Below are 21,319 nucleotides of genomic sequence, written 5' to 3' on the forward strand. Positions count from 1 at the left end.
CAACGAGGCCGGCTTCAACTATTGGAGGAGGATGTTACTCGCGACGACGGTGTGCCGAACCGACGACATCCCCGGCTTTCCATTCGGCCCAGCCTGGACGATCCTTCATGAAGTTTTCGATCTGGACCTTGTTGGCTTCCAGCTTTGGATCGTTTTTCAGGTACCAGCGGGTCTCACGGGCTACCATTCCGGAAAGGATCAACAAGCCGATCAAGTTCGGCAGGGCCATCAGCCCGTTCATCATATCCGAGAAGTTCCAAACGGCTTCCAGCTCGGTGGTTGCTCCGACGAACACGACCAGCGAGAAGACCACGCGGAAGGGCATGACCAGCTTGCGACCGAACAGCCGCTCAATATTGCGTTCGCCGTAGTAGCACCAGCCAAGGATGGTGGAGAATGCGAACATGACCAAGCCGAGGGTGACGATCCAATGGCCCCATTCACCTGGTAGCCCGTGGGTAAAGGCTTGTCCTGTCATCAGGGCTGCCGAAACCTGCTCGCCGGACCGTTCGTCGATCAGATTCCAGGTACCGGTGGTGATAATGACTAGACCGGTGCAGGTAACCACGATGATGGTGTCGATGAAGGTCTGGGTCATCGAGACCAGACCCTGACGGACCGGGTGGGTGGTCTGCGCAGCCGCTGCCGCGATAGCCGCTGAACCCATGCCCGACTCGTTCGAGAAGATGCCGCGGGCCACACCGAACTGGACGGCGATGATGATCGCGGATCCGGCGAATCCGCCGACGGCCGAGGTGCCGGTGAAGGCATCGGTGAAGATCGTGGCGAAGGCCGCAGGAATCTGGCCCACATTCGCCATGAGAATGTACAGGGCGGCGCCGACGTAGAAGATGATCATCACGGGAACGAACCCGGCGGTGACGCGGCCGATGGACTTGATGCCGCCGACCAAGACGGACAGTGAGAGCACGGTCAATATCACGCCGGTCAGCCACAACGGCACATGGAAGGAGTTCTCCAGGTTCGCCGAAATCGCGTTGGCCTGGGTCATATTTCCGATACCGAAGCTGGCTATGGCCGCGGCAATGGCGAAGAACAGGGCCAAGAGTTTACCGAACGGGCCCTTGATGCCACGTTCCAGGTAATACTGCGGACCGCCTGATTTCTCACCGGCTGCGTCCGTGCCACGGAATCGGACACCCAGATAGGCCTCGGTGTACTTGGACGCCATGCCGAAGATGCCGGTCACCCACATCCAGAACAGGGCGCCTGGCCCGCCGATGCCGATGGCGGTGGCCACACCGACGATGTTGCCGGTGCCGACCGTAGCGGCCAGAGCGGTGGTCAGCGCCTGGAACTGGGAAACATCACCTTCGCTGTCTGCGTCCTTGCGTTTGATAAGTCCAAGACGCAGTGCCGGGCCGAGCTTGAACAGCTGGATCAGGCCGAGCCGGATGGTCAGGTACAACCCCGTGCCCAGTAGTAACGGAATGAGGACGAACGGCCCCCAGATAACCGATGAGATATCCCCGAAAAGCGTCGAAAGGGAGTCCATGTTGTGAGATCCTCCGAGTGTGCATATGTGATGAGTGTGACGTGCTTTGTGTCACAGAGAAAGATTAGCCCATCCCTGCCGGTTATATTGCATTTGGTACGGTCAGCCTGCGGATTCCACCAGAATTCCGTCTTCATCGCTATGGAGCATCATCCCGGGCCGGAAGGTCACTGAGCCGAAGCGCAGCTCAACGTCGGGTGAGCCGGAGTCGAGTTTCTGGGTCTTTCGCGGGTTTGTCCCCAAAGCCTTGATGCCCAGATTCACCGTGGCCAGTTCGACGCTATCGCGCACCGCTCCGAAGATCACCAGGCCCGCCCAGCCGTTCTCCGCAGCCGTCTTGGCGACCATGTCACCCAGTAGTGCGGCGTCCAGTGAGCCGCCTCCGTCAACGACCAGCACCTGTCCTTCACCGGGGGTGGCGACGATCTGTTTGAGTACCGAGTTGTCCTGATAGCAGCGCAGGGTGCGGATCCGGCCGGCGAATTTCTTCTGTGCTCCGAAATTGCGTAGCTGGGTGCTCACCGACTGCAGGTTTTCGTCGGTGTCGTACAGGTCGCAGGTGGTGAAATCAGGCGCCTGGGACATGGGAAGCTCCTTGCTCGTTGGGTGGTTACTGGTTGTGGAAGGTCAATCGGCTGGTGCCTAGTCCCTCGATGCTGGTTTCCAGGATGTCGCCTTCCTTCAGCCATGGGCGCCGTCCGTTCTCGTCCTTGCGCGAGACGGCCACTCCGGCTGGGGTGCCAGTCAGGATGATGTCCCCGGGTTGCAGTTCGGTCATCGCCGAGATGTAGGAAACCAGCTCGGTGACCGAGAAGACCAGGTCATTGGTCGAGTCGTCCTGGACTACCTGGCCGTTGACCTTGGTGGTGATTCGGGCACCGTCGACGAATTCGTCCGGGGTCACCAACCAGGGTCCAACAGGGGTGGACGCATCCCAGCACTTGCCCTGCAGCCATTCAGAGGTGCGTCCCTGGTAGCCGCGCATGGAAATGTCGTTGGAAACCGCGTAGCCGGCGATATGGGCCGCTGCGTCTTCGGGTGCGATACGACGCCCCGCGGTGCCGATGACCACGGCCAGTTCCCCCTCGTAGTCGATACGGTGGTCCTCCGTGGGGATCTCAATGCTGTCGTTCGGGCCGGTGAGCGAGGAGGCGAACTTTGCGAAGATCGTCGGATACTTCGGCTCCTCCAACTTCACCTCGGCAATGTGGTTGCGGTAGTTCAGCCCGATGCACAAGACCTTGCCCGGGTTTGGGATCACTGTGGCGTAGTCCAGGGAGTCCGACGGCAGCGGGGAGCCGGCCATGGCTTGCGCGATCCGATCCTGTCGTTCGGCAGGATCCAGACGTAGCAAGGCCAGCACATCGGGTACCGCGCTGATCGGATAGGCGCCGTCGGTGTCGAGAACTGCGGCGGTGGTTATAGTGGAGGAATCCGGGGTGCGCAGGGTTGCAAGTTTCATAGCACCATCACACTACCAGTGACCCGGCGCACGCTAGTTGATGACGTGTAGCCAATTTAGCCTAATCGGAAACAGTTATCCCCTAGTCATTCAATGAAAACCTGCCAAGAAGGTGGAATGGCCGGATGAAGCTCGCTAAGCTACGAATCTGTGGACAGGTGTTGACGAGGCCTGTGCAGACGTGATTCGTAACTGAAGTGAAGTAGGTCTTGATGTGGGAGAATTCGTTGGCGAGCGATATCGCCAAATACTATTTGCCTCGTGGCAACACTTTTCACTGGTTGTCCAGTGCCTGATCCTGGCCACGATCATCGCGGTTTTCCTGGCGATTCTGGTCTACCGCAGTAAAACCATGTACGGTCTGGCCAACGGAGTGAGCGCGATCGGCTTGACCATTCCTTCCTTCGCCCTGATCGGTTTGCTGATCGTCCCGGTGGGGTTCGGCGTGACCCCGGCGGTCATTGTGGTGACGTTCTTCGCCGCGCTGCCGATCCTGCGCAATGCCATCGTCGGGCTACACAATATCGAGCCCACATTGGTTGAATCGGCGCGCGGTATCGGCATGGGCCGGCTTCCGACATTGTTCAAGGTGGAGCTGCCGATGGCGTGGCCGGTCATCCTGACCGGCATCCGCATCGCCGCCCAGATGGTCATGGGGGTGGCTGCGATCGCAGCCTACTCGCTGGGACCTGGCCTGGGCGGCATGATCTTCTCGGGCCTATCCCGGTTGGGCGGGGCCAACTCCCTGGAGTCCGTGATTGTCGGCGTTGTGGGAGTGGTCATCCTGGCCCTGATTCTTGATTTGATCCTGATCGGCATTGGCCGGCTGACAACACCGCGAGGTATCCGTGTCTGAAAACAACAATTCTGAAAACAATGTCACCGGGGCATCCATCATGCTCGAGGAGGTCACCAAGACCTACCCGGGGCAGAAAAAGTCCGCGGTCGGCGGGTTGACGCTGGAAATCCCCGCCGGGTCGATCGTGATGTTCGTCGGTCCTTCCGGTTGCGGCAAGACCACAACGCTGAAAATGATCAACCGGCTGATCGAGCCGTCCAGTGGAAAGATCGTGATCAATGGGGACGACGTGACCCAGATGAACGGCGACGAGCTACGCCGCCGGATCGGCTATGTGATTCAGGCCGGCGGCCTGTTTCCGCATATGACAGTGTCCACAAATATCGGCATGGTCCCCAAGATGCTGGGCTGGCCGAAGGAGAAGATCGCAGCCAGGGTTGATGAGCTGCTGGAACTGGTGTCACTGGATCCGGAGACGTACCGCCACCGTTTCCCCAAGGAACTGTCCGGGGGCCAGCAGCAGCGCGTGGGCGTGGCCCGGGCGTTGGCGGCCGATCCGCCGGTGTTGCTGATGGATGAGCCCTTCGGCGCAGTGGACCCGATTACCCGCCAGCGCTTGCAGGATGAGTTGCTCAATATCCAGTCCGAGGTGCAGAAGACCATCGTCTGCGTGACCCACGACTTTGATGAAGCGGTGAAACTGGGAGACTGGATCGCCATTTTCAATGAGGGGGCGCAGCTCGAACAGTACGATTCGCCCGAGCGGATCCTGGCCAACCCGGCCAGCGAGTTCGTGGAGAACTTCATCGGTTCCGGCGCCGGGCTCAAGCAGTTGACGCTTACCCGTGTGCACGAGGTGGAGCTGGCCGAGGCCATTACCACCAAACCCGGGGCGAATGCCTCCGATGTGCTCTCCCAGCTGCAGGGTGCCGGCTTGAAGTACGCAGTGGTGCTCGACTCGCGCAATCGTCCGCTACGCCGGATGACCCGCCGGCAGCTCTCCCGGGCCCAGATCATCGAGGGGAGCGCGGATCCCGCGTTGCCCTCGGTCGGGTTGCAGGCCACCTTGAATGACGCCCTGGACACCATGCTGGTGGCCAGCACCGAAACCGCCATTGTCACCGGCCGACGGGATGTGTACGAAGGGGTGATCACCGTGCAGACCGTCATGGAGGCCATTGCGGCCGCTCATTCGGCGGCCGGTGGCGACGGGGAGGCTCCAGTGGGATTGAATTCCGGGGCCATCAACCAGGTGGCCATCGACGACGGTGGTGGTAGCCAGTGAATTCCGCGTACCGTGGACTGCTTTTCCAGCTGCTGGGGATCCTGGCGGCCTTCGGGCTGCTGCTCCTCTGGCTGCTGACCGCGGACCTGACCGAAACCGAACGCCAGACCCTGGACCCCGCAACGGTGTGGGGCTACACCCGTGAACACCTGGAGATCACGTTGTGGGCGGCGCTGATCGTCCTGGTTATTGCCGTTCCCCTCGGAGTGTTGCTGACCCGGCCGGGAATCCGCCGCGCCGCTCCCGCGGTGCGTGCAGTGGCCAACGTGGGCCAGGCTGCCCCGGCCATCGGCCTGGTGGTCCTGCTGGCCTTCTGGCTGGGCTTCGGCGCGCGGACCGCAGTGGTTTCGATGGTGCTCTATGCCATCCTTCCGGTACTATCCAACACCATGATCGGCTTGCAGCAGGTCGACCAGCGACTGGTGGAAGCCGGTCGTGGTATCGGGATGAGCCAGCTGGCGGTGCTGTTCAAGGTGGAAATCCCCTTAGCCGTACCGGTCATGCTCTCCGGGATCCGGACCGCGCTCGTGCTGCTGGTGGGTACCGCGACCCTGGCTACGTTCATCGACGGAGGTGGCCTGGGGATCCTGATCACCACCGGGGTGAATCTGAGCCTGAACGCGGTGCTGATTGCCGGGGCCATTCTGGTGGCCCTGCTGGCAGTGAGCATCGATTGGGTTGGCCAGCTGGTGGAAACCGCGGCCCGACCGAAGGGACTGTCGTGAAAGGCAAATTGAAGACACTGGCCCTGGGTGGCGCGATGCTGTTGGCACTGACAGGTTGCGGGCTGGCACCCTCCACCGGAACCGTGCCGGCCTCGGCCCCCGGTACGATCCAGCCACTGGCGGATCTGCCAGATGACGCGGCGGTAACCGTGACATCCAAATCGTTCACGGAACAGCTGCTGGTCGGGAAGATCGCGGTCATCGCGCTGCAAACGGCCGGGTTCGAGGTGACCGACCTGACCAATGTGCCCGGATCGCAGCCGGCGCGTGAACTGGTGGTGGGAAACTCCGCCAATGTGCTCTGGGAGTATACCGGTACCGCCTGGTTGACCTATCTCGGGCGCGAGGAGCCGGTGATCGGCGCCGAGGAACAATGGCAGGCGGTGCATGACGAAGACGCGGCCAACGGGATCCACTGGGGTCGGCCGGCGCCGTTGAACAACACCTATGCCATGGCGATGAACGAGGAAGTCAGCGCACGACTGGGAATCACCAAGCTGTCGGAGCTGAAGGACGTGGATGCCGCGGACCTGACCTTCTGCGTGGATCCGGAATTCAACTCGCGGCGTGACGGGCTGACCCCGATGCTGGAGAAAATCGGGTTGCAACGCGGCAGCGATGTGCCTGAATCGAATATCGGCCTCTACGACGTGGGAGCCATCTACTCGGCCACGGCTGCCGGGGCCTGCAACTTCGGGGAGGTGTTCACGACCGATGGCCGGATCAAGGCGCTGAACCTGACGGTGCTCGAGGACGATGTACAGTATTTCCCGAGCTACAACGTCGCCCCGATGATCAATGCCGGATTCAACGAGCAGTGGCCGCAGGTTGGTGAGATCATGGGCCAGATCGCCCCGTTGCTGACCGATGAAGCGCTGCAGGACCTCAATGCGCAGGTAGATGTGGAAGGCCGGGAGCCGGCCGACGTCGCCTTCGAGTGGATGGTGCAACAGGGGTTGGTCACCGAACCCTAGAAGCACCTGGAACAGCCCGGCAGGTTATTTCCCTGTCGGGCTGTTGTCTTTAATGCCTTGTTGACAAGTGGTTCCGTGAATTCCGGGGGAGCCGGTGGCAAAAGAACCAAAGAATTCCACGAATGTTGTTGACGCTTCAATTTATTTTGTGCCATACTGGAACCAACGCACAGTTGATGTGTCAATCAAATGGCACGGAACCCGAACCCAGAAGGAGTCACCATGACCGTAGCAGCCACCACCCTGAGCACAGGCACCTGGAACCTGGACGCAGCGCACAGCGAAATCGGATTCGTAGTCCGCCACGCTGGCATCTCGAAGGTGCGCGGCACCTTCGGTGAATTCGACGCCACCTTGGTGGTCGGCGAGACCCTGACCGACTCCAGTGTCACCGCGGATATCCAGATCGCCTCGGTGAACACCAAGGACGCAGGCCGTGACGGCCACCTGAAGGGCGAGGACTTCTTCGACGCCGAGAACTTCCCTGTCATGAGCTTCCGCTCCACCGGCCTGCAGGGCGAACCGGGCGCGTTCGCCCTGGTAGGCGAGCTGACCATCAAGGGCGTGACCAAGGAAGTCGAGTTGGACGCCGAATTCGGGGGCCAGGCCGTGGATCCGTTCGGCGCAACCCGCGCCGGCTTCTCGGCCACCACCACCATTTCCCGCAAGGAATTTGGCATCACCTGGAACGCCGCGCTGGAAGCTGGCGGTGTACTGGTTAGCGACAAGGTCAAGATCGAGATCGACGCGGCCTTCGTCCTGCCGACCGCCGAGTAAAACCTCCCATTGGGGGCACACACCGCAATAACGACGACCCCCTTGCCGGGGTCGTCGTGTTTAACGCGGAACTCAGTTACGTTCCAGGGTGCCGATCGGCTGGTCCTGGGCGTCACGCAGGGCCAGCATGGTGGCATCCACGGTGCCCCCGGCCGCGGTGTTCAGCCAGGTGTCCACGCCTTCGCAGGCCATCAGGGTCATCGCGCCGAGTTCGATATCCACCTCATTGCCATCGCGGGTCCACTGGCCGGTGAAGGTGTTGCAGCCGTCGTTGCCGCTTAGCGAACCGTCCTCGGCGAATTGCAGGAAGGGATCGCCTTCGGCTACGCCGCCGAACTTGCCGGTCAACGGGTGTTCATCGGACTTTCCCGGGCCGGACGAACAAGCCGCCAGGGCCAGCAGGAGCACGGGTGCCAGGATCAATTTTCGGTATGGGGTGCTCATACCAGCAAATGCTAGCCCCACAACGGTGGCGGTGGATAGACCCTAACCACCGCCACTGGGGGATTGGCTGCAGGCTAGAGCAGTTCGGCGCGCAACTGCTCGGCCGATTTGGGGGACAGCAGACCGGGGGCCACATCGAAAACGGTTTGCGCACCGGTAATCCCGGCCCGGTTCATCCGGAAGACCGCACGGGCGTAGGCCACCAACACGCTGGAGGTGAATTCGGGATTTGACCCCAGGGCCAGTGAGTACTCGATGACCTGGGACTGCTGTTCGCTGGTATTGCCCGAACGGAAGACGAAGCCGCCGTGCGGCATATCGGAGTGCTCGGTGGCCAATGTCTGCGCGTCGATGAAGTGCACGGTGGTGTCGTACTGGTCGAAGTAGTGCTCCATGCTCACGATGGCCTCGCGCACCGTGTCTGGATCGGCACCGTCCTCCAGCACCACATAGCACTCGCGCTGGTGTTTGTCCCGGGTTTCCAGCTCCGGGCGCTGACCGGCACGAACCGCATCGATCGCCGCCGGGCTCGGGATGGTGTATTGCACACCACCGGCCACACCGGGTACCCGGCGAACGGCGTCGGAGTGGCCCTGGCTCAGGCCGCGACCCCAGAAGGTATAGGTGACCCCGTCGGGCAGCAGGGCCTCGCCGATGACACGGTTGATGGAGAACATTCCCGGATCCCAGCCGGCGGAGATCAACGCGGTCTTGCCTGCGGCCTTCGCCGGGGCATCAACGGCGGCATAGTGCTCCGGGATCCGTGCGTGGGTGTCGAAGCTGTCCACGGTGTTGAACAGCGCAGCCAACGCGGGTCCCTGCTCGGGCAGGTCGGACTTCGACCCGCCGCACAGGATCAGCACGTCGATGTCCCCGGCGTGCGAGGCCACATCGTCCAGTGCATAACGCGGTGCGTCGGCAGCCAGTTGCAGGGTCTGCGGATCGCGTCGGGTGAAGACGCCGACCAGTTCCATATCCGCGTTTTTCGCGACGGCGGCTTGTACGCCGCGTCCCAGGTTGCCGTAGCCGGCAATGCCGATGCGGATCTTTGCGCTCACGTGTATTCCATCTCCTTGGCTGGTACTACCTCTATTAGCCTTACGCTAGCGGTTGCCCAGCCGAAGGGGTAAGTCTGTGAAGGCCGGTGGTGGGTGCTCAACCGGCCACCGGGATGAAGAAGAGCAAGGCGATCAGGGCAAACAGTGCGCCGATGACCCAGAGCAGACCCAGAATGCTACCAACCCACCCGGTGACCTTGCCGACGGTGGCGGGGGTGGCGAAGTCCCGTTCGGCGCGGCGGGCCTTGAGAATGGCAATCGGTCCGAAGATGAAGCCCAGGAAACTGAAGACGAGGGCGAGGATCCCGAGCACCATGGCGGTCTGCGCCAGTTGCGCGCCCTGATCGTTCGGTCGCGGGTTGTTGGGCCCGGGAAGCGGATCACCGGCGGGGGTGTAACCGTGGAACCGGGGCGGCTGGTCGAAGGACGCGCCGTCATAGGACGGACCGCCCTGGGAATAGGGGTTGTGCGGTTCGTTGGCGGGAGTCGACATGATGGTCACGATCCTCGAGGAGTTGGTGGTTCCATTGAACCAATATGCGCCGTGGGCCACCAGTGCCCGGGGACAGTGCACAGGAACTTAGGAGACTTTTCGTTTCCACAATTCATGGGTGCCGGTGGCCAGGATGCCCAGCAGGATGGTGGCGTAGAAACCGTACTGGAAAATCGTGGCGTAGTGACCGGTCTCGGCCAGCGAGGCGGTGACCCAGGTGGCTGCCGCGGCGCCGAGGAACAAGCTGAAGACGAAGAAGGAGACGGTGGTGGCCCGCGCCGTCGGGGCCACATCGGTGGCCCAGCCCTGCATGGAGGAATGCATGATGGCGTTGGCCGCCCCCATCAGGGTCGCGGTGATGGTCAGCGCCACCGCGGAGAACCAGAAGGCGGAAGCCGCGAAGCCGCCCAACAGGATCACGGCCCCCAGCCCGATCAGGACGGTTCGGGGCAAACGTGCCACCAGCCGGCGCATCAACCGGGCACCGAGGATCACACCCAGGGCAAAACCGCAGCCCAGCAGGCCGGCCAGCCCGATGTCGATGCCCAGGTCCTGCAGCGCCGGGACGATGTAGGTCAGCAGGCCCATGAGCAGCGCACCTTCGAGGAACACCACGGCGTACAGCAGCAGCGTGGATCCGGTGAAGGCCGGCTTCAGGGTGAATCCGCGGACGGTGCGGGTTGCGGCGGCAACCTTGCGCAGGCTGAACAGGGCCGCCAGGGCGCCCAGGGCGGGCAGGGCGAAAACCAGCCGCCAGTCGACGAAGGTGGCCAGTGCGCCGGCAGCCAGTGTGGACAGGGTGGTACCCAAGGAGGAATAGACCTGCAAATCCGACAGGCCGCGCGCCCGCTCGATCCCGGTCCGGGTGTCCCCGAGCAGGGTCAGCAAGGTGGGGTAGAGGGCACCGAACATCAGCCCGGTCAGCGACCGCACCAGCAACAGCGGCAGGTAGGACGTGAACAGGGTGCTGGCCAGGGCCCCGAGCAGCGCGCCGACCAGGGCCGTGCGCAGCACCGCCAACCGCCCGAACCGGTCGCTGAGCATACCCCAGACCGGTTGCCCCACGGCGTAGAACAGTGAGTACCCGGCGACCAGCTGCACCGCCTGGCCCAGGCTCAGCTCGGTGGCCAGCGACAGCGCCAGCAGCATCGGGGCGGTGGCGTAGCGATCGAAGAAGGCCAGGAAGCCGATGAACCGCAGTGCCGAGTCCGGCACCCGGGTCGGGTCGTTTCCTGCCATGCTGCGCCGTCCTTCACATCGAGCCAACAGCCCATCCAACCAGACAGACGGGTCGAACCCCGAAGATATTGCGTTCCGCGTCGAAACCTACCGGGGCCCACGCAGCGTACGCAGTGCGTAGATGATGACCACCAGGTCCACCACCTCCTGCAGCAGCGCACCGAGTACGGCCGGGATCACCCCGGTGGTGGCCACCAGCATCAGCCCCACGCTCAGGGCGACCCCGATCCAGATGGCGCTCAGCGCCACCCGGTAGGTGAAACGGCTGATGGCCACCGCCTCGGCGACCGGGGCCAGCGAGTCGCGCAGGATCACCGCATCCGCGGCCTGTCCGGCGGCGGTCGAACCTCGTGACCCCATCGCGATGCCCACATCGGCGGTGGCCAGGGCCGGCGCGTCATTGACCCCGTCGCCTACCATCATCAGTGGTCGCGGGGTGAACGCATCGAGCAGCTGGACCTTCCCGCCTGGCAGCAGTTCGGCATGCACTTCCTCAATCCCCACAACGCCGGCCACCAGCCGGGCCGAATCGGCCACGTCGCCGGTGAGCATCACCTGGCGTTCGATGCCGTGGGAGGACAGCCAGGCCAGGGTGTCGCGCGCCTCGGGGCGTGGGGTATCGGCCAGCACGAGGGCTCCGGCGAATTCGCCGTCGATGCTCGCGTAGGCCGCGGTCTGACCCGATTCCAGGTCCACACGCGCCGGCCGGGCGCCGAGCGAGGCGATGAAAGCCGGTTTGCCCACCGCCACCCGGTGACCCTGCACCGTGGCGATGACCCCGTTGGTGGCGATCTCCCGGGCGTCCTGGGCGGCAAGCAGCTCCAGCCCCCGGCCGGTGGCGGCCTTGCTGATCCCCGCGGCCATCACATGGCTGGAATACTGTTCGGCCGAGGCCACCAGCTGCAGCAACCGGTCCTCGTTGATGACACCGGAAGGGATGATCCTGACCAGGTCGGGACGGCCGCTGGTCAGGGTTCCGGTCTTGTCGAAGGCCGCGCCGCGCACCGCGGCGAGCCGCTCGATCACTGCCCCGCCCTTGACGATGATCCCGGACTTGGCGGCCTTGGACATCCCGCCCAGAAACGCCACCGGGACCGCGATCAGCAGCGGACAGGGGGTGGCCAGCACCAGCACCTGGGCGAAACGCAGCGGATCGCCGGAGAGCAGCCATGCCCCGCCGGCCAGCAGCAGCGAAAAGAGGGTGAAGGGGATGGCGAAACGGTCGGCCAGCCGGGCCACCGGGGCCTTGGACTCGCGGGCCTGTCGGACCAAGGCGATGATCTGCTGGTATTGGCTGTCATCGGCGGTACGCACCGCCTGCAGGCGCACGGCCCTTGAGCCGTTGACCGAGCCGGAATACACCTGCTCGCCCCGGGAGCGGGTGACCGGGAGGAACTCCCCGGTCAGCGAGGACTCGTCGAAGGTGGCCTGCTGGTCAAGCAACTGGCCGTCGACCGGAACCTGCTCGCCGGGCCGCACCAGCAGGGTGTCGCCCACCTGGACCTCCCCGGCGGCGAGATCGATGATCTGCCCGGCCTCGTCGACCCGGTGGGCGAGGGTGGGTTTGCGTTCGAGCAGGCTGGCCAGTTCCCCGGTGGCGCGGTGTCCTGCATAGGCCTCCAGCGCTTCGCCGCCGGTGAGCATCAGCACGATGATCAGCGAGGCCAGATACTCGCCGACCAGCACACAGGCGATGATTGCCACCAGCGCCAGGATGTCCAGGCCATAGTGCTTGCGCAGCAGGCTGCGGAACATGTCCACCCCGATCCACAGGCAGGCCACCGCGATCATGCTGGTGGCCACCGTGCGGCTGGCGGTATCCAGGCCGGCCAACGACAGAAGCAGTGTGGCCGCCATGGCGCAGGCGGTAAGCGCGAGCAGGAAGTAGGTTTTCACGAACTGGATCAAGGTCCTCATGCTCCCATGGTCGCCGCAATACCCCGGCCTGTCCAAGACCGGTACCGTAGAGCGCTACAGCAAGGATCGGATGGCAGGATTGCCTGCGGCCAGATCGGCCACCGTGGAACGCAGCATCTGCTGCATGGCGGCCGCTGCACGGGTGGGGTGCACATCCTTGCGGTGGGCCAATGAGATGGTGCGGCTCAGTGCCGGTTGAACGAGTCGGCTGGTGGACAGCCCGGGCCGGTCCAGCAACACCATGGCAGGGACGACGGCCACCCCCAGGCCGCGCTCGACGAAGCGCAGTACAGCATCCATTTCGCCGCCGTCCAGGACGATATGCGGGGTCAGGTTATGTTGCCGGTAGGCCTGCATGGTCGCCGCCCGCAGGTCGTAGCTGTGCGAGAAGGCGATCTGCGGAAGCCCTGCCAGTTCGTCAAGTGCCAGCTGCTGTCCGGGCTGTCCGCCCGGTGTGCGCTTGGAGGAGATCACCAATAGCTCCTCGGTGAACAGTGGCAGGTGCTCCAGACTTTGGGTGGGGGCCGGCTCGTGTTCAGAGGTGACCACTAGCGCCAGGTCCAGCATTCCGGTGGCCAGGTCCTCCAGCAGGCCGTGGGAACCGGATTCGTGCAGGACCAGGTCGACGCCCGGGTAGGCGGCATGGAACTTCTCCAGCACCTCGGCCACCAGCGAGACGCAGAGCGTCGGTGGGGCGCCAAGCCGAACCCTGCCGGAGTGCAGGCCGCGCAACTGCTGCATCTGGTACCGGATGTGCTCGGCATCGGCGAGCATCCGGGTGGCCACCGGCAGCAGGGTTTCGCCGGCCGCGGTGAGTGTGATGTTGCCCCGGGCCCGGTGGAACAGCTCGGAACCCAGCTCGGTCTCGAGCGTGGAGATTTGCCGGCTGAGGGTGGGTTGGGCCAGGTGCAATTGTGCCGCTGCCCTGGTGAAATGGCCGGTGTTCGCCACGGCCAGGAAGCCCTGAAGCTGTTCCAGATTCATGTTCATAGCATAAACGCATTGAGATGACTCGGATAATTCATTGGACGAATGACCGGGTGGTTTCTAGCGTGGAAAGCATGAAGAAAACAACGGTTAGGGAAAAGAACATCGCCACCAGCGTGCTGGTCATCGGCACCGGCGGCTCCGGACTGCGCTCGGCCATCGAGCTGGCCGAGCAGGGCACCGACGTGCTCGCGGTGGGCAAGCGGCCGCGCCATGACGCGCACACCTCGTTGGCTGCGGGGGGCATCAACGCCGCACTGGGCACCATGGACACCGAGGATAGCTGGCAGCAGCACGCGGCGGACACGCTCAAGGAAAGCTACTACCTGGCCGACCCGCGCACCGTGGAGATCGTGGCCCGCGGCGCCGCCCAGGGGATCGCCGACCTGGAACGCTACGGCATGGGTTTCGCCCGGGAGGACGACGGGCGGATTTCCCAGCGTTTCTTCGGCGCCCACACCTTCCGCCGCACCGCCTTTGCCGGGGACTACACCGGGCTGGAAATCCAGCGAAGCCTGGTGGCACGCAGTGAGCAACTGCAGATCCCCATCCTGGACACCGTGTACATCACCGACCTGCTGGTTCAGCACAACCGGGTCTTCGGGGCCTACGGATTCGACCTGAACGACGGAACCCGCTATCTCATCCACGCCGACGCGGTGATCCTGGCCGCCGGCGGGCACAACCGGATCTGGCGGCGCACCTCATCGCGCCGGGATGAGAATACCGGGGACTCGTTCCGCCTGGCCGTGGAAGCCGGCGCCCGGCTACGGGACCCCGAGCTGGTGCAGTTCCACCCCTCGGGCATCATCGAACCGGAAAATGCCGCCGGAACCCTGATCTCGGAAGCCGCCCGCGGTGAGGGCGGGATCCTGCGCAACGCACTGGGCGAACGGTTCATGGAGCGCTACGACCCCGAGCGGATGGAACTGTCCACCCGTGACCGGGTGGCGCTGGCAGCCTATACCGAGATCAAGGAAGCGCGCGGGACGGAGAAGGGCGGTGTCTGGCTGGACATCTCCCACCTGCCGCGCGAGGTCATCATGGAGCGGCTGCCGCGGGTGTACCAGACCATGCTGGAGGTGCAGATGCGTGATATCACCCGCGAGCCGATAGAGATCGCCCCCACCGCGCACTACTCTATGGGCGGGGTCTGGGTGAACCCGCACGATCACGCCACCGAGGTCAACGGGCTCTACGCCATCGGGGAAGCCTCCAGCGGACTGCACGGTGCGAACCGGCTGGGTGGCAACTCGCTGATCGAGCTGCTGGTCTTCGGCCGGATCGTGGGCCAGGCTGCCGCCGAGTACTCGGCGAAGCTCCAAGCGCAGACCCGTTCGGCGGACGCTGTGGCCGCGGCGCGGGCCAGGGTGGAGAAGCTGTTGGCCGCCGATGGCGTGGAGAACGTGCGTGCCCTGCAACGGGCGATCCGCGACCTGATGACCGAGCATGCCGGGGTGGTGCGCGACGAAGCCGGGTTGACGGCGGGTTTGGAGAAGCTCGCGCAGATCGAGGAACGGATCGGGAACGTGGGCATCCACCCGGATATCGCCGGCTACCAGGATCTGGCCCATGCCTTCGACCTGCTGTCCTCGGCACTGTCGGCCAGGGCCACCCTGGAGGCGGCCCTGGAACGCCGCGAAACCCGCGGCTGCCACAACCGCAGCGATTATCCGCAGATGGACCCGGAGCTGCAGGTGAACCTGGTGTGGTCTCCCACGGCGGGAATCAGCCGCGAGGAGATTCCCGGCATCCCGCAGGAGATCGCCGAACTGATCCGCGAGGTTTCCACGGCCGGCAAGCTCGTGGAGTAGCGAAGCTGCACCAACACCCCGGCCGGCAGCCGATATGCGTTCTGGCCGGGGCCTTGGTGGACAGCCCGTTCGGGCTATCCTGCTTTAGACGCTGGTCAGTTCACTTGCCTGTCCCTCGCGTTCCTTCCGACGGTGGCGCATATGCTGCATGCCGCTGACCACCAGGGTGATTGCCAAGATGATGTAGAGGGTAATGGTGACCGGGCTGGAGACCAGTGTGGACAGATCGCCCTCGGACACCGTCAGGGCACGTCGCAGTTCGGTTTCCGCCAGCGGGCCGAGGATGACCGCGATCAGCACCGGCGCCAATGGCAGTTGGTAGCGGCGCATCATGAAGCCGACCAGGCCCACACCCAGCAGAACCCACAGATCCAGGGTGGAAGCACTGATGGCGTAGACGCCCAGTACCGAGAGGACCGTGATCCCGGCGTAGAGGTAATGGCGTGGTACCAGCAGCAGTTTGGCCCACAACACGGCGAACTGCATATTCATGATCAGCAGGATGACCAGGCCGATGAACAGTGAGGCCAAGAGGGTCCAGACCATGTCGCCACTGCGTTCGAACAAGAGCGGACCGGGCTGCATGCCGTATTGCTGGAACGCGGCGATCATGATGGCGGCGGTAGCCGAGGTCGGCAGGCCCAACGCCAGCAGGGCGCCCATGGCGGTGCCTGCGGTGGCATTGCCGGCTGCTTCCGGTGCCGCGACACCGCGGATCGAACCGATTTGACCGAACTCGATATCCCCACGACGTTTCGCCAGCTTTTTCTCGGTGCCGTAGGCCAGGAACGTGGGGACTTCCGAACCACCAGCCGGGATGATGCCGAAGGGCAGGCCGAAGGCGGTGCCACGCAACCATGCCGGCATGGCCTTGCGCAGATCGTGACGGGAGAGCCGTGGCCGGCCGCTTGGCTTGATCCTCAGCGCCTCGGGGTCACGGTGGATGCGGGCGGCAATATGCAGCACTTCGCCCAAGGCCAGCAAGCCCACGGTGATGACCACAATCGAGATGCCATCAAAGAGCTGGGGCAGACCCAGGGTGTACCGCACCGTTCCCGACGGGCCATCCACACCCACCAGGGCCAGCACCAATCCGATCCCCAGGGAAATCAGGCCCTTGACGATCGAATCGGATACCACGGAGGAAATTGCCAGGAAGGCGAAGACCGCCAGCGCAAAGTACTCGGCCGGGCCGAAGGCCGTGGCCAACTTGACCAGGGTCGGGGCGAAAAAGACCACTACGGTGGTGGCCAACAGCCCGCCAATGAAGGCTCCCATGGCGGCAGTGGCCAGGGCCTTGGCCGCCAAGCCGTTGCGGGCCATGCGGTGGCCCTCGAAGGTTGAGGCGATGGCCGAGGAGTTTCCGGGGGTGTTCAGCAGGATGCCGGAGGTCGAGTCGCCGAAGAGGCCGCCATAGTAGACACCGGCGAACATGATGAAGGCCGCGGTCGGGTCCAACGAAAAGGTGATGGGCAGCAGCAGCGCCACTGCCATGGCCGAGCCGAGTCCCGGCAGGACACCAACGGCGGTTCCCAAGAGGGCGCCGATCAGTACCCACAGCAGGTTCATCGGGGTCAGGGCCTGGGAGAAGCCCTCCATCAACAGCATGATCTGTTCCATTTAGAGCAGTCCTTCCAGGAAGCCCGAAGGCAGGTTCAGTCCCAGTCCGGCGTTGAAGGCCAGCTGGATTACCGACGCGAAGAGCACCGAGATGCTGATGTCGAACACGGCCCGCTTACTGCCCAGCGCACGGGAAACGATCCAGAAGAGGGCCGAGGCGGACAGGATCCAGCCTGCGTAGGGCAGCAGCAAGGTGAACCCGGCAACCCCGGCGATGACCATGCCCACGGTTTTCCAATCCGAGTAGGCTTTCCACCCGGCGGGCAGTTTCGCATCCGGTGTACGCCCCTCGATCTTGCTGCGCCCGCGTTCGGTGGCATCGGCCAGGTCACCGAGCATGTCGCTGGAGAAATCCGGATTACCCGAGTCATCGGTGGGATCGGGCAGCCGCGGGTGACGCAGGATCTGGATGGTGTGTATGAGCACCATGGCGTAGAGCAGCACGCAGACGATCGTGGGAAAGGACTGGGGGCCGGGTACCGAACTGCCAAGTACCTGCATGGTGGCCGTCTGGTAGGTCAGGAATACCGCCAGCGCCAGAACCAGGGCCGGGACGACTAATTCGCTGCGTCCGGCCCAGAAACCCTGTGCCTGGTGTGTCGACTGCTGGGGCAGGCGCGGTGCCGGGGATTCCGGTTGCGTGGTTGGGGTAGTCATAGTCCCAGTCCTTCGATGATTTGTGCGGTGACGGTGATTTCGTTGTCAACGAAGTCGGCGAACTGGTCGCCGACCATGAAACTATCCGTCCAGTTATTACGTTCCAGGGCGTCGCGCCACTGCTGGGAATCGCGAAACTCGGTGACGATCTCGACGAATTCCTGCTTCTGCTCCTCGGTGATTCCCGGGGCACCAACGAATCCGCGCCAGTTGGCCATGACGGCATCCACGCCCAGTTCCTTGAAGGTGGGTACATCGACGCCGGGGAGACGCTCTTCCGAGGAGATCGCCAGGGCACGCAGGGTTCCGACCTCGACCTGGTCGGCTACTTCGTTGTAGCCGGAGATCCCGCCCACCGTGGTTCCCGAGAGCATCGAGGTCAGCGCCTCGCCGCCGCCGGAATAGGCGATGTAGTTGGTGTCTGCCGGATCGATCCCCACCTTCTGGGCAACATAGCCGGTGAGCAGGTGGTCGATGGAACCGAGCGAGCCACCGGCGATGGAGGTGCCCCCGGGGTCCTCACGCCACACCTCGATGAAGTCGTCCAGGTCCTGGATATCGGATTTGGCCGGCACCACCAGTGCCGCATAATCGTCGGCCAGGCGGGCCACCAGCTCCACATCATCCAGCGTGGTATCGGAGTTGGCCAGCTCGACGGCGCCGATCATCACACCGCCGGTGACCATCATCATGTCGTGGCGACCGGTCATCTGCACGAACTGGCTCAGGCCGATGGTGCCGCCGGCACCGGGAATGTTGGTCACCTGGATGTTATTGACCGTACCGATGGACTTCATGGCCTGCTGCGCTTCGCGGGCGAAACCATCCCAACCGCCGCCGGGGGCCGCCGGTGCCATCAATACCAGTTTGTTCCTGGCGGAGGATTCCCCACCGGATGCCGCCGCGTTGGTGAAGGCGAGCCCGGCGATGGCCACGACCGCGACGCCGTACACCACCTTGCCCATTATGCGTTTGTCCACCATGTTCCGTAACCTCATTGCTAGTGATCCGCCTCACCGAGTCTCGATGTGCGCGATTCAACGATGACAGAGAAGTGATGAACCACACAGTGAAAATGTGGTTCTGGTCATAACTGGACGTTAAGAAAGTAAAGTAAATGGTGGATGGGTTCAATGGGTAAAACCGGCAATCCGCGTAGGCTACGCGCCCGGATTCTCCTGCTTCAGCTTGGTATTGTCCTGGGGACCGTGCTGCTGGTCTCCTTGGTGGTGATGCGCGTGGAGATCCACCGGGTCGAGGAGATGGCCTTCGATCGGGTGGAGACCGCAGCCTCCGAACTGGCCGGACTTCAGGCCGTGCAGCAGGGCATGGTCTCGACGGACCCGGTGGCCCGGGTGGCACCTATCGCCAGTATGGCCACCGCCGTATCCGGGGTTTATTACGTGACCATCGCGGATATGGATGGAATCCGCGTGGCCCACCAGGATCCCGGACAGATCGGACAGCCGGTGTCTTCGGAGCATGAGGACATTCGCCAGGGCGGCACCTTCAGGGGGATCGAGCAAGGGCCACTGGGGTTGACCTTGCGGGTGAAGGAGCCGATCTACCACCAGGGCCAGGTCGTGGGCACGGTGTCGGTGGGTGTGTTGCAAAGTACGGTACGGGCCAATCTGGCGGAAGTGGTGTGGGGTTTCGCGCCGTGGATCATCCTGGCTGCCGGGATCGGAACCATTGGCGCCGGGCTGGCTTCCCGGGCGGTGTACCGGATCTACGGGGTGGCACCCGAACAGGTGGGCTCGTTGCTGCAGGCGCACCAGGCGGTGCTGTTCAGCATTGACGAAGGGGTGCTGGGTGTTGACCGGGAGGGCACGGTGACGCTGGTGAACCGGGAAGCCCGGAGGCTGCTGGATTTGCCCGAGCAGGTGGTCGGCCAACCCATGCAGGCCGTTCTGGATTCGGGTGTCGTGCAATTGTTGCGCAGCGAATCACCGCAGGCCGAGATGACCCAAACCGTCCTCTCGGGTGAGCGCGTACTGATCGCCACCCGTCGCGAAGCGCTGGTCGGAGACAACCGCTATGGTCGGACATTGACGGTCCAGGATCGTACGGAACTGGAAAACACCCTACGCGAATTGCGGGGGCAGAAGAGCCTGACCGATACGTTGCGGGCACAGGCCCATGAATTCACCAACCAACTGCACCTGGTCTCGGGGCTACTGTCCATTGGGGAAATCGAGGAAGCCACCGAGCAAATCCAGCGATATGCCGGGACGAGTGGTGCGCACAGCGACCGACCGGTGGAGGACCCGATGTTGGCGGCGATCTGTAATGCCCAGCTCGCCGTGGCCCGGGAGGCCGGGGTCGAGCTCCGGATCCACCCCGGGACATCCACGAAGGTTGGGTGGAAGGCGGATGAGGATGTAGCCACGGTGACCTCGAACCTGCTGTCCAACGCCATCGAGGCTGCCGGGGACGGCGGGGTCGTGTCCATGCGGATCAATGCCGGTGTCACCGGGGTGCGTATAGAAGTCAAGGATTCGGGACCAGGGATTGACCCGGACCAGCTCCCGGCCCTGCTGCGCATGGGGTACAGCAGCAAGCTCAAGCCGGGAGTCGCTGCCCATTCGCGGGGCATCGGGTTGACCTTGGTCGATAGGATCATTACCCGCCGACAGGGTGTCCTCCGGGTGGAGCGGGCCGATCTTGGCGGGGCGCATATAGTGGCGGCTTGGCCCGAACGTGTTACGCCCCGGCGCGGTACGGTGAGTGAAAACGGTGGAACCCTGGAGAGCGATGATTAAGGCACTGGTAGTTGATGATGATTTCGCGGTGGCACGGTTGCACCGGCGCTTCCTCGAGCACCTGGACGGGTTCGAGGTGGTAGGCGTGCTGGAGCGCGGCGGGGCGGTCCTGCCGTTCGTGCTGGAGAATGACGTCGACCTGGTGCTGCTGGATGTCCACCTTCCTGATCTTGATGGCCTGGAGGTGTTGTCCAGGTTGCGTGCCGCGGATCTGGAGGTGGATGTCATCATGATCACCGCGGACAACGAACGCGAGTCGGTGCGCAGGGCCGTGGGGCAAGGGGCGGATGACTACCTGGTTAAGCCCTTTACGGTGCAGGAGTTCAACGCGCGGCTGGAGGCCTACCGCGACCGGGTGGAGCAAGCTGAAGCCGGTACGGATTTCGGGGGATGGGACCAGCAGGAGATCGACCGGCTGATGGCCGCGGCGACGGGGCGGGACCTGCCGCCGGTCGGCCCCGGATCGTGGCTGGAGCCCGGGAAGGCCACAAGTGCCGATACCACCCAGCTACCCAAGGGGTTCACCGCACCAACCCTGGCCATGATCAGCGAGGAGCTGCGAACGGCCCATGGAGCGGGGGACGGGACCTTGTCGGCCAGGGAGGTTGCCGAGACCTGTGGCATCTCCCGAGTCAGCGCCCGCCGGTATCTTGACTTCCTGGTTTCGCGGAAGCTGGCGGAACTACGGCCGCGTTATGGGGCGACGGGGCGACCCGAGCACCGCTACCGCTGGAGGGTTTAGAAACTAAAGAAACCGCAGCTTTATGGTTTTCATTGTATTTTTGTGTAT

The 21,319-nt window shown here is 63.8% G+C and carries 20 protein-coding genes; 8 read left to right on the forward strand and 12 right to left on the reverse strand.

Annotated features, from left to right (window positions below):
* Positions 1-34: 34 nt before the first annotated feature.
* From OK351_RS08785 to OK351_RS08795, 3 genes are all read right to left on the reverse strand, one after another.
* On the reverse strand, positions 35-1,516 hold the full coding sequence (locus tag OK351_RS08785) for an alanine/glycine:cation symporter family protein (RefSeq protein WP_265157967.1): 1,482 nt from the start codon (positions 1,514-1,516) through the stop codon (positions 35-37).
* Between the two features lie 102 nt (positions 1,517-1,618).
* A complete protein-coding gene (gene rraA, locus OK351_RS08790) occupies positions 1,619-2,101 on the reverse strand; it encodes a ribonuclease E activity regulator RraA (protein ID WP_265157969.1) in 483 nt (160 codons plus the stop codon).
* A 25-nt stretch (positions 2,102-2,126) separates the two neighbouring features.
* A complete protein-coding gene (locus OK351_RS08795) occupies positions 2,127-2,978 on the reverse strand; it encodes a fumarylacetoacetate hydrolase family protein (protein WP_265157971.1) in 852 nt (283 codons plus the stop codon).
* A gap of 214 nt (positions 2,979-3,192) precedes the next feature.
* Here OK351_RS08795 and OK351_RS08800 point away from each other — a divergent pair, with 214 nt between their 5' ends.
* The 5 genes from OK351_RS08800 to OK351_RS08820 all read left to right on the forward strand — a co-directional run bounded on the left by OK351_RS08800 (position 3,193) and on the right by OK351_RS08820 (position 7,538).
* Positions 3,193-3,834 (forward strand): ABC transporter permease, encoded by a 642-nt coding sequence (locus tag OK351_RS08800; RefSeq protein WP_265157973.1) that lies wholly within the window; start codon positions 3,193-3,195, stop codon positions 3,832-3,834.
* 40 nt (positions 3,835-3,874) lie between these two features.
* Positions 3,875-5,062 carry an ABC transporter ATP-binding protein gene (locus tag OK351_RS08805; protein WP_265158383.1) on the forward strand — a complete coding sequence of 396 codons (1,188 nt, stop codon included), beginning with the start codon at positions 3,875-3,877 and terminating at the stop codon, positions 5,060-5,062.
* On the forward strand, positions 5,059-5,787 hold the full coding sequence (locus OK351_RS08810) for an ABC transporter permease (RefSeq protein WP_265157975.1): 729 nt from the start codon (positions 5,059-5,061) through the stop codon (positions 5,785-5,787). Before OK351_RS08805 ends, OK351_RS08810 begins: the two co-directional genes overlap by 4 nt.
* Entirely contained in the window at positions 5,784-6,761 is a 978-nt protein-coding gene (locus OK351_RS08815) for a glycine betaine ABC transporter substrate-binding protein (RefSeq protein WP_265157977.1), read from the forward strand. Before OK351_RS08810 ends, OK351_RS08815 begins: the two co-directional genes overlap by 4 nt.
* Positions 6,762-6,983: 222 nt before the next feature.
* Positions 6,984-7,538 carry a YceI family protein gene (locus OK351_RS08820; RefSeq protein WP_265157979.1) on the forward strand — a complete coding sequence of 185 codons (555 nt, stop codon included), beginning with the start codon at positions 6,984-6,986 and terminating at the stop codon, positions 7,536-7,538.
* A gap of 72 nt (positions 7,539-7,610) precedes the next feature.
* Here the strand turns inward: OK351_RS08820 and OK351_RS08825 are convergent, their stop codons facing one another.
* The 6 genes from OK351_RS08825 to OK351_RS08850 form a co-directional block, all read right to left on the reverse strand.
* The gene (locus OK351_RS08825) at positions 7,611-7,982 is read right to left on the reverse strand and encodes an META domain-containing protein (RefSeq protein ID WP_265157981.1); all 372 of its coding nucleotides are present in this window, start codon (positions 7,980-7,982) and stop codon (positions 7,611-7,613) included.
* A 74-nt stretch (positions 7,983-8,056) separates the two neighbouring features.
* Entirely contained in the window at positions 8,057-9,040 is a 984-nt protein-coding gene (locus tag OK351_RS08830; protein ID WP_265157983.1) for a diaminopimelate dehydrogenase, read from the reverse strand.
* A 97-nt stretch (positions 9,041-9,137) separates the two neighbouring features.
* Positions 9,138-9,533, reverse strand: coding sequence for a DUF4190 domain-containing protein (locus OK351_RS08835; RefSeq protein ID WP_265157985.1), 396 nt, complete (start codon positions 9,531-9,533; stop codon positions 9,138-9,140).
* A gap of 87 nt (positions 9,534-9,620) precedes the next feature.
* Positions 9,621-10,772 carry an MFS transporter gene (locus tag OK351_RS08840; RefSeq protein ID WP_265157988.1) on the reverse strand — a complete coding sequence of 384 codons (1,152 nt, stop codon included), beginning with the start codon at positions 10,770-10,772 and terminating at the stop codon, positions 9,621-9,623.
* A gap of 87 nt (positions 10,773-10,859) precedes the next feature.
* Positions 10,860-12,689, reverse strand: coding sequence for a heavy metal translocating P-type ATPase (locus OK351_RS08845; protein WP_265157990.1), 1,830 nt, complete (start codon positions 12,687-12,689; stop codon positions 10,860-10,862).
* Positions 12,690-12,743: 54 nt separating this feature from the next.
* Complete coding sequence (locus OK351_RS08850; RefSeq protein ID WP_265157992.1) at positions 12,744-13,673, reverse strand: LysR family transcriptional regulator; 930 nt, start codon at positions 13,671-13,673, stop codon at positions 12,744-12,746.
* A 77-nt stretch (positions 13,674-13,750) separates the two neighbouring features.
* Between OK351_RS08850 and OK351_RS08855 the strand changes: the two genes are divergently transcribed.
* On the forward strand, positions 13,751-15,490 hold the full coding sequence (locus OK351_RS08855) for an FAD-binding protein (protein ID WP_265157994.1): 1,740 nt from the start codon (positions 13,751-13,753) through the stop codon (positions 15,488-15,490).
* Between the two features lie 84 nt (positions 15,491-15,574).
* Here OK351_RS08855 and OK351_RS08860 read toward each other — a convergent pair whose 3' ends face one another.
* Genes OK351_RS08860 through OK351_RS08870 form a run of 3 tightly spaced genes read right to left on the reverse strand, consistent with a single transcriptional unit; the run spans position 15,575 to position 18,765 of the window.
* The gene (locus tag OK351_RS08860; protein WP_265157996.1) at positions 15,575-17,110 is read right to left on the reverse strand and encodes a tripartite tricarboxylate transporter permease; all 1,536 of its coding nucleotides are present in this window, start codon (positions 17,108-17,110) and stop codon (positions 15,575-15,577) included.
* Complete coding sequence (locus OK351_RS08865) at positions 17,111-17,767, reverse strand: tripartite tricarboxylate transporter TctB family protein (RefSeq protein WP_265157998.1); 657 nt, start codon at positions 17,765-17,767, stop codon at positions 17,111-17,113. It lies immediately after the preceding gene.
* Positions 17,764-18,765: a Bug family tripartite tricarboxylate transporter substrate binding protein gene (locus OK351_RS08870; RefSeq protein ID WP_265158000.1), complete on the reverse strand. Its 1,002-nt coding sequence runs from the start codon at positions 18,763-18,765 to the stop codon at positions 17,764-17,766. Before OK351_RS08870 ends, OK351_RS08865 begins: the two co-directional genes overlap by 4 nt.
* A gap of 135 nt (positions 18,766-18,900) precedes the next feature.
* Here OK351_RS08870 and OK351_RS08875 point away from each other — a divergent pair, with 135 nt between their 5' ends.
* Together OK351_RS08875 and OK351_RS08880 are read left to right on the forward strand one after the other, a co-directional pair.
* Positions 18,901-20,529, forward strand: a complete 1,629-nt coding sequence (locus tag OK351_RS08875; RefSeq protein WP_265158002.1) for a sensor histidine kinase — start codon at positions 18,901-18,903, stop codon at positions 20,527-20,529.
* Positions 20,522-21,271: a response regulator gene (locus OK351_RS08880; RefSeq protein ID WP_265158004.1), complete on the forward strand. Its 750-nt coding sequence runs from the start codon at positions 20,522-20,524 to the stop codon at positions 21,269-21,271. Before OK351_RS08875 ends, OK351_RS08880 begins: the two co-directional genes overlap by 8 nt.
* The last annotated feature ends 48 nt before the right edge of the window (positions 21,272-21,319 follow it).

Origin of the sequence: Glutamicibacter sp. MNS18, assembly GCF_026107515.2 — a bacterium.
GTDB lineage: Bacteria > Actinomycetota > Actinomycetes > Actinomycetales > Micrococcaceae > Glutamicibacter.

What these genes read in the sequence shown, in the direction of transcription:
- OK351_RS08785 (WP_265157967.1), bottom strand. Translation starts at nt 1,516, where the DNA reads ATGGACTCCCTTTCGACGCTTTTCGGGGATATCTCATCGGTTATCTGG.
- rraA (WP_265157969.1), bottom strand. Translation starts at nt 2,101, where the DNA reads ATGTCCCAGGCGCCTGATTTCACCACCTGCGACCTGTACGACACCGAC.
- OK351_RS08795 (WP_265157971.1), bottom strand. Translation starts at nt 2,978, where the DNA reads ATGAAACTTGCAACCCTGCGCACCCCGGATTCCTCCACTATAACCACC.
- OK351_RS08805 (WP_265158383.1), top strand. Translation starts at nt 3,875, where the DNA reads ATGCTCGAGGAGGTCACCAAGACCTACCCGGGGCAGAAAAAGTCCGCG.
- OK351_RS08820 (WP_265157979.1), top strand. Translation starts at nt 6,984, where the DNA reads ATGACCGTAGCAGCCACCACCCTGAGCACAGGCACCTGGAACCTGGAC.
- OK351_RS08825 (WP_265157981.1), bottom strand. Translation starts at nt 7,982, where the DNA reads ATGAGCACCCCATACCGAAAATTGATCCTGGCACCCGTGCTCCTGCTG.
- OK351_RS08835 (WP_265157985.1), bottom strand. Translation starts at nt 9,533, where the DNA reads ATGTCGACTCCCGCCAACGAACCGCACAACCCCTATTCCCAGGGCGGT.
- OK351_RS08840 (WP_265157988.1), bottom strand. Translation starts at nt 10,772, where the DNA reads ATGGCAGGAAACGACCCGACCCGGGTGCCGGACTCGGCACTGCGGTTC.
- OK351_RS08845 (WP_265157990.1), bottom strand. Translation starts at nt 12,689, where the DNA reads ATGAGGACCTTGATCCAGTTCGTGAAAACCTACTTCCTGCTCGCGCTT.
- OK351_RS08850 (WP_265157992.1), bottom strand. Translation starts at nt 13,673, where the DNA reads ATGAATCTGGAACAGCTTCAGGGCTTCCTGGCCGTGGCGAACACCGGC.
- OK351_RS08855 (WP_265157994.1), top strand. Translation starts at nt 13,751, where the DNA reads ATGAAGAAAACAACGGTTAGGGAAAAGAACATCGCCACCAGCGTGCTG.
- OK351_RS08860 (WP_265157996.1), bottom strand. Translation starts at nt 17,110, where the DNA reads ATGGAACAGATCATGCTGTTGATGGAGGGCTTCTCCCAGGCCCTGACC.
- OK351_RS08865 (WP_265157998.1), bottom strand. Translation starts at nt 17,767, where the DNA reads ATGACTACCCCAACCACGCAACCGGAATCCCCGGCACCGCGCCTGCCC.
- OK351_RS08870 (WP_265158000.1), bottom strand. Translation starts at nt 18,765, where the DNA reads ATGAGGTTACGGAACATGGTGGACAAACGCATAATGGGCAAGGTGGTG.
- OK351_RS08875 (WP_265158002.1), top strand. Translation starts at nt 18,901, where the DNA reads ATGGGTAAAACCGGCAATCCGCGTAGGCTACGCGCCCGGATTCTCCTG.
- OK351_RS08880 (WP_265158004.1), top strand. Translation starts at nt 20,522, where the DNA reads ATGATTAAGGCACTGGTAGTTGATGATGATTTCGCGGTGGCACGGTTG.